Genomic DNA, 13,046 nt, shown 5'->3' with positions numbered 1-13,046 from the left:
TCCCTCTTCAAGGAGTTCCGACTGTGGCACTACATCGACGGGTGCTCTCCGCCCTGGTGGCCGCGCTGACGGCGCTGGTTGGCATCGTCGCCGTCGCGTCGTCGCCGGCCACCGCCGCCACCAACCAGTTCCGAGGCATGAACTGGGCCGTGTTGGGTGACAACTTCAAGACCGGTCCGCTCGTCGTGCAGGGCCTGAGCATGTCCGACAGCAACGCGACGGTGCGGGCCAAGGCCAATGCCCTCTACGACGACATGGCGTCCACCATGGGGGTCAACACCGTCCGGCTGCCGATCAACACCCACACGGTGGGGACGGCGTGGTGGGAGGCGTACCGCGGCGCCATCGACGCGGCCACCGCCCGCGGCTTCAAGGTCATCCTCGCCTACTGGGAGGACGGCGCCGCCTCCGGCGGCAGGATCACGAACCTCGCCGCCTGGAACGCGATGTGGTCCACGGTGACCAACACGTACGGCTCGAACACCAACGTGTACTTCGAGCCGATGAACGAGCCGCACGGCTACAGCTCGACGGAGTGGCGCAACGTCGCGGCGAACTGGCTCAGCTACCACTACTCGGCGGTGCCCGGCCGGGTGCTCATCGGCGGCACCGGCTTCAGCCAGGACCTGCGCGACATCTGCACAGACAGCCGATTCAACGCGACGCTGCTGTCCTTCCACTACTACGCCTTCTTCTACGGCGCGATGACCTACGACGCCTTCCGCAGCCACATCCAGGCCCGCCTCGGCACCTGCGCCTCCCGGGCGGTCGCCACCGAGTTCGGCGCGCCCATGAACGACGGCCGCAACTACGCCGACGCGGGCAGCACGGACAACTTCGTGCGCTACATCCGCGCCATGGCCCAGGTGATGCGCGACAACCAGATGGGTGGCACCTACTGGCCCGCCCTCGGCGGCAAGACCGGCAGCATCGGCTACGACTGGTACTCGATGTTCGCCCTCAGCGGCAGCGGCACCGACCTCAACCTGACCGTCCGCAACACCTCGGGCGCGGACCGGATCCGGTACGCGTGGGGCGACACCGTCGACGGTGGTCCGACCACGCCGCCGCCGTCGACGGGAACGTTCTACCGGATCGATGTGCGGCACAGCGGCAAGGCCATGGACGTCCAGCAACCGAACACCGACAACGGCGCGCGCGTCGGCCAGTACACGTACAGCGGCGGTGCGTGGCAGCAGTGGCAGTTCCAGGACGCCGGCAGCGGCTACTGGCGCATCGTCAGCCGGCACAGCGGAAAGTGCCTCGACGTGGTGAGCGCGTCGACCGCCGACGGCGCGGAACTCGTCCAGTACACCTGCGGCACCGGTGCCAACCAGCAGTTCCAGATGGTCGCCAACGGCGGCTACTTTCAGCTCCGGGCACGGCACAGCAACAAGTGCGTGGACGTACCGGCCGCGTCGACCGCGGACGGGGTGGTCCTCAAGCAGTACGCGTGCAACTCCGGCACCAACCAGCAGTGGTCGCGCACCACCGTCTGACGGTCGCTCCGACCTGACGACCGATCCACGCTGGCCTTTCCGAGCCGGACAACGACGGGTTGCATGTCGGCAACCCGTCGTTGTCCGAGCGGCAAAGCGGCGGTCCCGGCTACCCCGGGAAGGACCACCATCGAGGTACGGGGGCATCGATGCGGTCGCGGCCTGGGGCTCGGGCTGCGCTGGGAGGAAGTCGGTAACGCTGTCCCATCGGCGTGGGGGGACACTCAGGTGGGCCTGGCGTTGCGCTACCGTCAAGGTGCGCACCCCGGCGTCGATCAGTCGGCGTCCGCCGGCCGTCGACGGCCCGTGGGACCCCACCAATCCAAGGAGAACCCGATGCCGGAGCCTGAGCCCGCCCAGGAAGCCCCCGCGGTGGCTACCGACACCTCAGAGACGGCCGAGACCGACCCGCCTGCCGTTCCCGCGAACCGGGCTGCCCGACGGGCGAAGGGCAAGGTCGCCTCGCCTCAACCGCATGGGAAGGGGCAGCACCTCGGCGGCCGGGGCTCGGTCCAGAGCCCTCGCCAGTGGGGTAACCGCCGCAGCGGTTGATCCGTTGATGGGCGCTCTGTCGGACCGTGGGAGGGAGCGAGGGTGACGCAGCCGAGAGCACTGGTGGTTCGGGGCGGTTGGGAGGGGCACCAGCCGGTCAAGGCGACCGAGTTGTTCCTGCCCTTCCTCGAACGCAGCGGCTATGCCGTACGGGTCGAGGAGTCGACAGAGATCTACGCCGATGCCGCCGAGATGGCCGAGACCGACCTCGTCGTGCAGTGCATGACGATGTCGCAGATCACCGCGGACCAGGTGGCGGGCCTCAGCGCGGCGGTCATCGCCGGTACCGGCTTCACCGGCTGGCACGGCGGCATCGTGGACTCGTTCCGCGCGTCATCCGAATACCTGCATCTGGTGGGCGGCCAGTTCGCGACCCATCCGGGCCTGGAGCCGTGTGAGCGTCACGGTGGTCCGGAGGACAACTTCCTGCCGCACACCGTGCGCGTTACCGACCTCGGCCGGGAACACCCGGTCACCACGGGAATCGAGGACTTCGACCTGGTCACCGAGCAGTACTGGGTGCTGCACGACGACCTGATCGACGTACTGGCCGTGACCACCCACCCGACCCAGCCGTGGCATCCGTGGCACCGACCGGTCACCTCCCCGGCGATCTGGACCCGGCGGTGGGGTGCCGGGCGCATCGTCGTGACGACCCCTGGGCACAGCTTGGACGTGCTGGAGCACCCGAGCGTCCGTACCGTCATCGAGAGGGGGATGGTGTGGGCGACCCGCACCGCGTCGGCGTCGTAGGTCTCGGGGTCATCTCCCGCGCCTACCTGGACACACTCGCGGGCCACCCCGAGGTGAGCATCGCCGCGGTGGCCGACCTCGACGCCTCCCGGTCGGCCGCGGTCGCGGCCACGATCCCCGGAGCCGAGGCGATGAGCGTCGAGCGTCTGCTCGCCCGCCCGGACGTGCAGACGGTGCTCAACCTCACCATCCCCGCGGCGCACGCGGACGTCTCGCTGGGCGCGATCGACGCCGGCAAGAACGTGTACGTCGAGAAGCCGCTCGCCGTGACGTTCCCGGACGGCCGCTCCACCATCGAACGGGCCGCGTCGGCCGGCGTCCGCGTCGGGTGCGCGCCGGACACCGTCCTGGGCACGGGTACGCAGACGGCTCGGGCGGCGATCGACGGCCGGCTCATCGGACGCCCGATGTCCGCGTCGGCCGTCATGGTCACGCCGGGGCACGAGCGCTGGCATCCCAACCCCGACTTCTACTACGCACCGGGCGGCGGCCCGATGCTGGACATGGGGCCGTACTACATCTCGGCGCTCATCCACCTGCTCGGGCCGGTCCGGGCGGTGACCGGAGCCGCCAGCCGCCTACGTGCCGAGCGCGTCATCGGCTCGGGCCCACGCACCGGCGAGCGGATCCCGGTGGGGGTGGACACCCACCTCACCGGCGTCCTCGAGCACGCCAACGGTGCTCTCTCCACCATCACGACGAGCTTCGACGGCGTCCGGACGACGGCGGCGCCGATCGAGGTCCACGGGGAGGCCGGCACGCTCGCCGTACCCGATCCGAACTACTTCGACGGTGAGGTCCGCCTCTTCGCGCTCGGCGACACCGAATGGCGCGCTCTCGAAACGCGGGCCGGTTACGCCAAGGGTTCCCGGGGCATCGGTCTGATCGACCTCGTCAAAGCCGACGATAAGCGTCCGCCGCGCGCTGACGGCGACGTCGCACTGCACGTACTCGAAACGATGACCAGCCTGCTCCGTTCGGCGACGGAAGGCCGGCGGATCGAGCTGACGACGGTGGTGGAGCGGCCCGCGCCGGTTCCGCTCACTCCGGTCGAGGACTGGAAGGCGTACGACCCAAACGGCCGCTGAAGAGGGCCGGACCGGGCCGAGACGCCTCGGTTTGCGGAAAGGGCACCGCCCCGGCCGAAGCCGAGGCGGTCGATCGCGGGACACCCCCGTGGCGCGCCCCGCGCCTGCTCAGTGGTTGTTGTTGAGCCAGATGCAGGAGTTGTCGCTGCCGGTCCACCGCCAGCACAGGTGGTCGCGGGTCTGCGGCCCGTACTCGCCATCGGCCGAGATCCCGATGTCGGACTGGACGCTACGCACCGCGCTCTGGGTGTAGCCGCCGAAGTCGTTGTCGACGCCGTTGGGGCCCAGGTACTTCCCGTAGATCCCCTGCAACGTCCGCTGCAGTTCACCGACGCCGGAGCTGTGGTCGCCGCGGGTCAGCAGGCAGTTGAAGTTGATGGTGCTGGAGACGTACGCCGGGATCCAGGCCGTGGAGCCCCGGGCGCCGGACCAGGTGGAGGTGTAGACGCCCGCGCCGTTGCAGTGCGGCAGGGCGGCCTGGGCGGGCGCGGCTATCGCCACCGCGCCGCCCACGGTTGTGACGGCGAGCGCGACCGTCAGGCCGAGGCGAAGGAGACGTCGGATCATGGGAACCCCCGTGGTCGAGGTGCGGGACGCACACGCGACACCGCGTCGCGCGGCTTGCCACACCATCGTTTCGTTAGCTGCTCAGACCGGACAGGAGCCGGACCGGAGATTGACCGGCACTTTGGGTTCTCAACCCAGAGAGGCGAGTTTGGCGTCGACCCCGCCGGTGTCGCCCTCATGCAGCGATACGAGGATGTCCCGCGCCTGCTTCCACGCCAGGCGGGCCGGTGCGGTGTTGCCGGCGGCCAGGTGCGCGTCGCCGAGGCTCACCAACGCGTCCGCTTCCAACCGCCGGTGACCGATCTCGCGGCGCAGGCGGACCGCTTGCTCGTGGCAGGCGACCGCCTCCGTGAACGCGTTGAGCTGGAGGTGGGCGTGCCCGAGACTCGCCCAGGTGATCGCCTGGCCGAGCACGTTGTCGACCGACGTGAACAGGGCCAGAGCCTGTTCGCAACTTTCGATCGCGGCGTGGTGGTCACCGAGTTGGCCGTGGGACCAGCCGACCGCGTTGAGCGCGAAGGCCTGGCCGGTGACGTGTCCAGCCTGCCGATGCAGGCGCAGCGCCTCCTGGGCGTGGCCGAGGGCCTGCTCGGGCTGGCCGGTTCGGTCGCGGATCCACCCGAGGTTGAGCTCGACCCGGGCCTGCCCGGCGAGGTCGCCCAGTCGCCGGTACCGGTCGTACGCGAGCTCCAGGTGGCGCTGCGCGTCGACGTACTGGTTCAGCGAGATGCCGGCGAAACCGAGCACCCCGTGGGCGTACGCCTCGGCCCGGTCGTCGGTCAGCCGGACGGCCGCCGACAACGCTGCCTGCAGGCTGCCGATCCAGTCTTCCCAGTAGCCGCGCTGGTTGAGATAGGTGGTGATCGCCCAGGCGAGGTGACTCGTGTGGCGGTCGAAGCCGTGGTCGCTCGCCAGCCGCAGGACCGAGAGCAGCACCGGGTGCTCGTCGGTGAACCACCACAGGGCCTGGTCACGGTCGGCCAGTGGCACCGGCGCGACCCCGGGCCCCGGCGGGTCGACCGGCAGCCGGTCGCGCTGCGGATAGAGCAGTTCGTCGGCGGCGTACGCGACGGAGAGGTAGTGGTCGAGCAACCGGGAGCGGGCGGCGTGACGATTCGCCTCGCTGTCTTCGGTCGCCGTCAGCTCGGCGGCGTACGCGCGGAGCAGATCGTGGTACGTGAACCGTCCGGGACGGTGCTCGCTGAGCAGGTGAGCCCGGGTCAGCTCGGCCAGGTGGCGGCGGGCCTGAGCGGGCGCGATCCCCGCGAGACTGGCCGCCGCCTCGGCAGCGAAGTCCGGGCCCGGATGGACGCTCAGCAGCCGGAACAGCCGGGCGGTGTGCGCGTCGAGGGTCCGGTACGACCAGGACATGACCAGCCGCAGGTTGGTGACGGGTTCGCCGCCGTCGAAAGCATCCAGGCGTCCGGCCGCCGGGCGTAGGTGCGCTGCCAGCTCCAGAAGACGGAAATCACTGTGGATCGCGGCCCGGGCGGCCACGACGGACAGCGCCAGTGGCAACCCGGCCGAAGCGCTGACGATGGCGTCGACGGCCTCGGGCTCGGCGGCCAGGCGTCTCGTGCCGAGGCGTCGGGCCAGCAGCTCGCGGGATTCGGCCGCGGACATGACGTCCAGGGTGATCGGATCGGCGCCGTTCGCACTGACCAGGCCCAGGAACTGGTCACGACTGGTGACGAGGACGAAGCAGCCCGGCGCGCCCGGCAACAGCGGTCGTACCTGGTCGGCGTCACCGGCGTTGTCCAGGACGACCAGCATCCGCTGGCCGCTGAGCAGGCTGCGGTAACGAGCGACCTGTTCCTCAAGGTCGGTTGACGGACGGTCAGCCGGTCCCGCGAGAGCGTTGACGAAGCCGGCGAGCGCGGTGCTCGGGCTGGTCGGGGTGCCACCCGGGTCGAAGCCGCGCAGGTTCACGTAGAGCCGGCCGTCGGGAAAGTGCCGGGCGACGCGGTGCGCCCAGTGCACCGCGAGCGCGGTCTTTCCCACGCCGGCGGTGCCGGAGACGATCGCGAGGCCCATCGCGGTCGGCTGATCCACCGCCCGGGCCAGGATCTCGTCGAGGCGGGCCAGCGCGCCGGCTCGACCGACGAACCCGAACCCGTCCGCGGGCAGCTGCGCCGGAACTCGGTCCGAGGCGGGCGGCGTCGGCGTCCCGGCGAGGAACCGGTCCCGTTCCGACCCGCGTAGCCCGAAGGCGTCGGACAACAACAGCATCGTGGTCGGTCGTGGCCGGGCGATTCGCCCCGCCTCCAGGTCCCGGAGGTGCCGGACCGACAATCCCGTCTTCGCGGCCAGATCCTCCTGCGTCAACGCGCTGCGTCGCCGAAGCTCCCGTACGGCCTCCCCGATCACGGGGATCACGCTATCGACGGTGGTGAGCGCGAACAATCGGGCAGGCGACGCAAGCTCCGGTCAGTTCTGCGGCGACGGGCGGACGGCGGACAGGATGTGGCGGATGACCTGCTCATCGTCGTAGAGGCTGGAGTGCGCGAGGCCACGCCTGGTGGCGCTGGCGCGAGGCTCAAGCTGCAGCAGCGTCGCCGTGCCGGGCGGGGCTGCCTCGGCCGAGCAGGACGCGACCAGACCGGCGAACGGGCCGTCGATGCCGAACACCACCGCCGAGCCGGTCATCGCCGTCACCACGGCAACCACCACGAGGCCGGGTGCGGTGAACCCGTAGATCAGCAGGTTGAACGCCATCCGCCCGCCGTGCCCCACGAGTGTGGCCACCACAACCGCGAGCTGCGGCAGCCCGATGAGGATGGTCCAGAACCACAGGTTGGTCAGCAGTCGGGTCGCTGCCGCGCTCAGCCAGCCGACGAACTGGCCGGCCGCGAGCAACCCGGATGCCTCATCGCCGGCGGCCCGGATGACAACGATCTCGTCGGGTCGAGCCGTGGGTGCGTGAACAGCGCCCACGAGCCGGCTCCGCCAGCCCGGCCCCAGGGATCGCCGGTGCAGGACCGCGCCGACGGCGCACAGGGCCAGGATGGCCGCGAACACACCGCCACCGACGACCAGCGCGGCGTCGGCGAGCGAGCGCGGGCCGCTCACCGCTGTCGCCGAAGCCGACCAGAGCAGCAGCACGCTGAACAGCACGATGACGAACAGCGGCCAACCGGTGATGCTGCGAGAGCGCGCGTGCAGGAACGGCGTCGCCAGGGTCACTGTGGTGACCGGCGCGCGGCCCTGCGCGGTACGCACCTGGTCGGCGGCGTGCAGCGCGACATTCCCGCCGTGGCTGTGCGCGATCACCCAGTGTCGGGCGCGAGGATGCTCGGTGAGCTGCTGCCGCAGATGCTCGGCCAGGCCGTGCGCGGCGGCGGTTCGCGCCCGATGAGAGTTGCGACCCGACCACGCGAACCGGGTGACGTGGCACCCGGCCTGCCGCAGCGAGGTACTCAAGGCGCTGTCCGGCCTGGTCCACGGGGCGTCGCGTGCGAACGTGCCGTGGACCAACGTGATCACAGAGGCACGGTCACCGATCATGGATCGGGTCGAGCGCTTGCCCATCGACGTACCGTACTGTGCGGCGGCGCTCATCGCCCTGATCGACGACTGGAAGGCGTGACAGGTGTCGTGCGGTGGTCGCGTTGACCGGCGGAAGGCCCGGCAGACGCCGACAATGGGAAGGGTGGCACCCGCCTTCGTCCTGCACGACCACCGCAAACCACGGCCGCATTTCGATCTGCGGCTCGAGGAGGACGGTGTACTGCGCTCGTGGGCGGTGCCTCGCGGTCTACCGGACAGCCCCAGCGACAACCGGCTCGCGATCGCCGTACCCGACCACGACCTCGATCACCTCACCTACGAGGACGTCGACAAGTCGATCGCCGACATCGGCACCTGGGAGGAGCACGATCGCACCGACCGGCGGATGCTGTTCACCTTGCACGGCCGCACCGGCCGCCGGCGATACGCGCTCATCCGCACCGGCGAGGGATGGCTGCTCCACCTGACGAAGGAGCAGCCTCCGGACGAGCGCGGACGGTAGAGCCGGCAGAGGGCCAGGGCGGTCAGCGGGACGTCGAGGCACGCCCTAGCATCGCCGCATGGCGACACGGCTTGTTCAGATCAACATGAAGGCTCGGGACGACTCCGCGCTGGGTGCCTTCTGGGCGCAGGCGCTCGGTTGGGGCGTCTCCAGTGAGGGACCTGGCGTGACCAACCTCGAACCCGAGGGCTTCGTCTACCCCGATCCCGTCGCTGTCTGCGTCGACCTCATCGTCTCCCCGGAACCCAAGACGGTGAAGAACCGGGTGCACGTGGACCTCGCCACCGCCTCGGCGGCCCATCAGGCGCAGGTCGTCGCGCGCCTGAAGGGTCTCGGCGCAACGACCGCCGACGTGGGCCAGGGCGACGTGCCGTGGACGGTCATGGCCGACCCGGAGGGCAACGAGTTCTGCGTGCTGGACCCCCGACCGCTCTACCGGGACACCGGACCGATCGCCGCCGTGGTGGTGGACTGCGCGGATCCGCGAGCCATGGCCCGGTTCTGGAGCGAGGCCACGGACTGGACGCTGCACGAGGTGACCGACCAGGGGGCGAGACTGCGCTCCGCCAAGGGCGTCGGCCCCTACCTGGAGTTCGTCCGTACACCCGACGTGAAGAGCGGGTGGAACCGCGTCCATCTCGACGTCCGCCCGTACCCCGGTGACGACCCGGAGGCCGAGGCGGCCAGGCTGCGCAGTCTCGGCGCGACCGCCATCGACCTGGGCGTCCCGTGGCGGGTGCTCGCCGACCCGGAAGGCAACGAGTTCTGCCTCCTCGCCCCGGGCTGACCCGACCCGTCACCACCGCCCACGGCCGGGCCCACCACCGGGCCGAAGGATGAGGCTCGTCGTTCAGGCCGAGGAGCGTGACCGTGCCGGGGAGGCCTCGACAGTCTCACGGGCGCCGTGGACGGCGACCCCGGTCAGCCGGATGTTCCCCAGGGCCTCGGGGACATGCGGATCGCTGGCGAGGATTCCGTCGTCGACGTCGAGCCCGAGCATCGTCCGCAGGAACAGCAGGGGTGCCCCGCTGGCCCAGGCCTGGGGATTGCAGGCGGTGGGGTACGGCACGGGTCGTCGGCCGAGCGAGCGGTCGTACCCGGAAATGGCCTCGGGCAGGCGGTATTCGAAGTGGGCGGCAGCCTCCAGCATCGCCATCGCGATGCGGTTCGCCTCATCGCGGTGGCCGTAGCGGGCGAGCCCGGCGGCGATGATCGAGTTGTCGTGTGGCCACACGGTCCCGAGGTGGTAACCGATGGGGTTGTACCCCACGTCCTCGGTGGACAGGGTCCGGACACCCCAGCCGGAGAACATCTGGTCGGACATCAACTGACGGGCCACCGTGGCGGCACGGTCCGGCGGGACGATGCCGCTCCACAGCAGGTGACCCATGTTCGAGGTCATCGAGTCGATGGGGCGCTTGTCGGCGTCGAGGCCGATCGCGTAGTAGCCGCCGCGCTCGGGCAGCCAGTAGTCGCGGTTGAACCGTGCGCGCAGCTCGGCGGCTTCGGTACGCAGACGTCGTGCCAGCGCGCGGTCGGCCCAGGGCCCGTCGGCGAGTTGCGCGGCGCGGAGCTTCGCGTCATAGGTGTAGCCCTGGATCTCACAGGTGGCAATCGGCAGGGTGGGGAGCCTGCTGTCGGCGAACTGGACCCCGTCCGGTGAGTCGCGCCAGCAGTGGTTACGCATACCTTCGGGGGACCGGGTGGCGTACTCGACGTAGCCGTCGCCGTCGCGGTCTCCGAAGTTGTCGATCCACCGCAGAGCCGCCTCGGCGTTCGGACGCAACCGCTGGACCAAGGCGTCGTCGCCCGTCCACCGCCAGTACTCGTTCAGCAGAATGAGCCACAGCTGGGTGGTGTCGGCCGCGCCGAAGCACGGGCCGTACGGCATGATGCCGAGCTGCGTCAGCTCACCGGAGCGGAACTCGTGGAGGATCTTTCCCGGTTCCTCGTCGCTGAAGTCGTCGACGGCGCTGCCCTGGTGGTCGGCAAGGGTGACCAGCGCACCCCGGGCGACATCGGGTCCGCAGCTGACGCTCTGGTAGGCGGTGATCAGGGTGTCCCGTCCGAAGACCGCCAGGAACCAGGGCATGCCGGCGGCCAGCAGAACGACCTGCTCGCCGTGGATCTCCTTGGCGATCCGCATCGACACCAGATCGGTGGCCGACTTGTGGTACACGCTGCGCAACAGGTCTGATTCGGCGTTCAGGTGTGGCTTGTTCTCCCTCCACCGCCAGGCGGCGTCGTCGGCGCCGGGGTCATGCTCCTCGCCGAAGGTACGGTTGGCCGGCTGGTAGTCCTTCCCCCGACAGTTCAGCAGCACCCGCAGCTCACAACCCCAGGTCTCGCCTCGGCCCAGGTGCACGTCCCAGACCAGTGCGTCGCCCTCGACCCGATCGGCACGCGGCTCGGCCTCGACCGTCGTGACGGCCGACCAGTGCGAATTCTGGTAAGAGAAACACAGCGTGGAGCCGTCCGACAGGTGGGTCCGCCGAATGTCGCCCAGCCTGCTCCGCCCCGCCCCCTTGATCTCGAAGAGATCAGCGAAGTCCGCGCCGACCTCCAACCGCAGACGCACGGAGACCGGCTCGACGCCAAAATATTGCACCGCGATCCGCTCATACATGCCGTCGCCGACGAATCGTTCCCGTCGCACGCCGACCCGGTTCGCCGCCAGGCCGTCGACCTCAGGGTTCGCGAGAAAAAACGCCGCCGAGTACGGATCGACAGGGTTCGCGCTGAGGACGAGTGGAGCATTCCCGTCGAGGGTCAGCTCCCATCGGCTGAGGTAGCGGGTGTCGTCGTGTACGAGACCAGCGATGGAATCCGCCGGTACGTTCCCGGCGGGATTGGACAACATGAAGGTCCGGCCTTCAAATATGCCGACAGCATCCGTACCCAATTCCGGTGGCATGTCACGGTTGGCGCCACCGGAAGTTTTGTCGGGCTGTTGCGTTGTCGACGGAGACCCGGACGGTGTCGACCGAGATTGCATGGCATTCTCTCCCCCCGGTTGGCAGGGTAAAGACCCCGCCATGCACCGCAGTCTAGGACGCGAAAAGATGACCTCGCTGCGATATCGAAGGGCGCCCACCGGGTTCGGGCAACGGCCCTATTACGGCGAAAAGCGGCAGTTCATGGCCGGAATGAGGTCCCACCGCGGACGTTGGATTTAGCGCAACACCGCTCTATGGTGGGGGCATGCCGCCGGTGACCTTCCGCTCGCCCGCCGCCACCCAGGTGGCGGTGGACGGTGCTGTCCGGGTGCCGACGGTGACACGCGTCAAGGCCGACATGCGGGTGCCGGTTGTCCGCGCGCCGCACCCGGCGCCCACGCACACAATGTCGAGCCCGATGCACACCGGCCGAGGCCCACCTGCGGAGTCGTTCCACACCCCGAACGACCGCCAGGGCGAAGCTATCCAAGCTTCGGCCCTTTTTGTTTTTCACGCCCATTCCCCTTGAAAGGCAGACCATGAGCGTCGATCATCGTCGTACTCCCGACCAGAGTTGGCTGGCTGATGTGCGAGCGTCCCTGGCGGACGACTTCGCCACCCAGACGGCTCGGCTGCGGGAACTGACCGAGCTCAACGCGGACACCGGCGACCCCAGCGAGGCCCACAACCAGGCCGCGCTGCTGGTGGCAACCCGCCAGAACATCGAGCAGATCACCGGTGCGCTGAGCCGGATCAGCGACGGCACCTACGGTGCCTGCCAGAAGTGCGGCCAGAGCATCCCGGCGGAGCGGCTCGACATCCTCCCGCACGCCCGCTTCTGCGTGCCGTGCCAGGAGAAGCAGAACAGGTGACGCCTGGGGGTGGCTGCCGCGCCGCCGGCACGGCAGCCACCCCGTCATGGGTGAGAGGGGCGATGACCCTCAGTCCTTCTGCCGCTCGGGCTCAGCTCGCGCAGGGCCGCCGCCACGACCGGAGCCGGGCGGCGCAGGTACCACTCGGCCACCGCGAGGTTGATCAACCAGCCAGCGACCACCAGCCCGGCCCGGAGGTTCCCGCCCGGCTGTTCGCCGGTCGCGATGAGGTACGGCGCGTGGGTGAACGCCTGGGTACCGGCGCCGAGCCCGATCGCGTAGCCGCGCACCATCCACCTGCGGTGCTGGGCGACGTCCCGGCGGAGCACGGCGGCGAGGCCCAGCAGGATCGAGCCGGCCATGGCCGAGCCGAAGACCAGTCGCAGGCCGGCGAGCACGTCGTTGTCATGGGCCGGCAGGTCGTACGCGACGGCCATCCACAGGCCGGTGAACGCGACAGTCAGCCCACAGGGGACGAGCACCCGGCCGGCCCGGCGGTGCCAGGAGTGGCGGCGCAAACGGGGCACGAACTGGAACGCGCCGAGGATCGTGTAGAGCACCGCGCCGACGATGTGCAACACCACCGGCAGCGGATCGGCGACGAAACGCGCGTTCGCCGCTGTGACCTCCGGTCCGGCGCCCAGCTCGGTGAGGCGTCCCGCGCCAGCGAGCATCGGTATCAGTCCCAGCAGGATCAACGCGGCGGGTAGCCGCCACTCGCGCATCGTCATGCCACCGATGGTGGCCGCCGCACCCGTCCCCGCTCATCG

Annotated in this window: 11 protein-coding genes; 6 read left to right on the top strand and 5 right to left on the bottom strand. The window is 69.9% G+C overall.

Annotated features, from left to right (window positions below):
* The first annotated feature begins 23 nt into the window (after positions 1-23).
* From ACFYL6_RS25235 to ACFYL6_RS25225, 3 genes are all read left to right on the top strand, one after another.
* The gene (locus ACFYL6_RS25235) at positions 24-1,499 is read left to right on the top strand and encodes an RICIN domain-containing protein (protein ID WP_387174797.1); all 1,476 of its coding nucleotides are present in this window, start codon (positions 24-26) and stop codon (positions 1,497-1,499) included.
* Between the two features lie 594 nt (positions 1,500-2,093).
* Positions 2,094-2,804 carry a ThuA domain-containing protein gene (locus ACFYL6_RS25230; protein ID WP_387174795.1) on the top strand — a complete coding sequence of 237 codons (711 nt, stop codon included), beginning with the start codon at positions 2,094-2,096 and terminating at the stop codon, positions 2,802-2,804.
* Entirely contained in the window at positions 2,774-3,892 is a 1,119-nt protein-coding gene (locus ACFYL6_RS25225; protein WP_387174793.1) for a Gfo/Idh/MocA family protein, read from the top strand. Before ACFYL6_RS25230 ends, ACFYL6_RS25225 begins: the two co-directional genes overlap by 31 nt.
* Positions 3,893-4,000: 108 nt before the next feature.
* Here the strand turns inward: ACFYL6_RS25225 and ACFYL6_RS25220 are convergent, their stop codons facing one another.
* From ACFYL6_RS25220 to ACFYL6_RS25210, 3 genes are all read right to left on the bottom strand, one after another.
* Entirely contained in the window at positions 4,001-4,459 is a 459-nt protein-coding gene (locus tag ACFYL6_RS25220; protein ID WP_387174791.1) for a peptidoglycan-binding protein, read from the bottom strand.
* A gap of 129 nt (positions 4,460-4,588) precedes the next feature.
* On the bottom strand, positions 4,589-6,835 hold the full coding sequence (locus ACFYL6_RS25215) for an ATP-binding protein (RefSeq protein WP_387174789.1): 2,247 nt from the start codon (positions 6,833-6,835) through the stop codon (positions 4,589-4,591).
* 51 nt (positions 6,836-6,886) lie between these two features.
* Positions 6,887-7,942 (bottom strand): esterase/lipase family protein, encoded by a 1,056-nt coding sequence (locus tag ACFYL6_RS25210; RefSeq protein ID WP_387174787.1) that lies wholly within the window; start codon positions 7,940-7,942, stop codon positions 6,887-6,889.
* A gap of 157 nt (positions 7,943-8,099) precedes the next feature.
* Between ACFYL6_RS25210 and ACFYL6_RS25205 the strand changes: the two genes are divergently transcribed.
* Positions 8,100-8,468, top strand: coding sequence for a DNA polymerase ligase N-terminal domain-containing protein (locus ACFYL6_RS25205; RefSeq protein ID WP_387174785.1), 369 nt, complete (start codon positions 8,100-8,102; stop codon positions 8,466-8,468).
* A gap of 58 nt (positions 8,469-8,526) precedes the next feature.
* On the top strand, positions 8,527-9,255 hold the full coding sequence (locus ACFYL6_RS25200; RefSeq protein ID WP_387174783.1) for a VOC family protein: 729 nt from the start codon (positions 8,527-8,529) through the stop codon (positions 9,253-9,255).
* Between the two features lie 63 nt (positions 9,256-9,318).
* Here the strand turns inward: ACFYL6_RS25200 and ACFYL6_RS25195 are convergent, their stop codons facing one another.
* The gene (locus ACFYL6_RS25195) at positions 9,319-11,382 is read right to left on the bottom strand and encodes a glycogen debranching N-terminal domain-containing protein (protein ID WP_387174781.1); all 2,064 of its coding nucleotides are present in this window, start codon (positions 11,380-11,382) and stop codon (positions 9,319-9,321) included.
* A 609-nt stretch (positions 11,383-11,991) separates the two neighbouring features.
* Here ACFYL6_RS25195 and ACFYL6_RS25190 point away from each other — a divergent pair.
* On the top strand, positions 11,992-12,276 hold the full coding sequence (locus ACFYL6_RS25190; RefSeq protein WP_387174779.1) for a TraR/DksA family transcriptional regulator: 285 nt from the start codon (positions 11,992-11,994) through the stop codon (positions 12,274-12,276).
* A 44-nt stretch (positions 12,277-12,320) separates the two neighbouring features.
* On the opposite strand, the gene ACFYL6_RS25185 is transcribed toward ACFYL6_RS25190, so the two are convergent.
* Entirely contained in the window at positions 12,321-13,007 is a 687-nt protein-coding gene (locus ACFYL6_RS25185; protein WP_387174778.1) for a DUF2306 domain-containing protein, read from the bottom strand.
* Positions 13,008-13,046 lie beyond the last annotated feature (39 nt).

The sequence above is a fragment of the Micromonospora sp. NPDC007208 genome (assembly GCF_042869175.1).
Classification (GTDB): domain Bacteria; phylum Actinomycetota; class Actinomycetes; order Mycobacteriales; family Micromonosporaceae; genus Micromonospora; species Micromonospora foliorum.
This window is presented reverse-complemented; position numbering and strand designations above follow the sequence as displayed.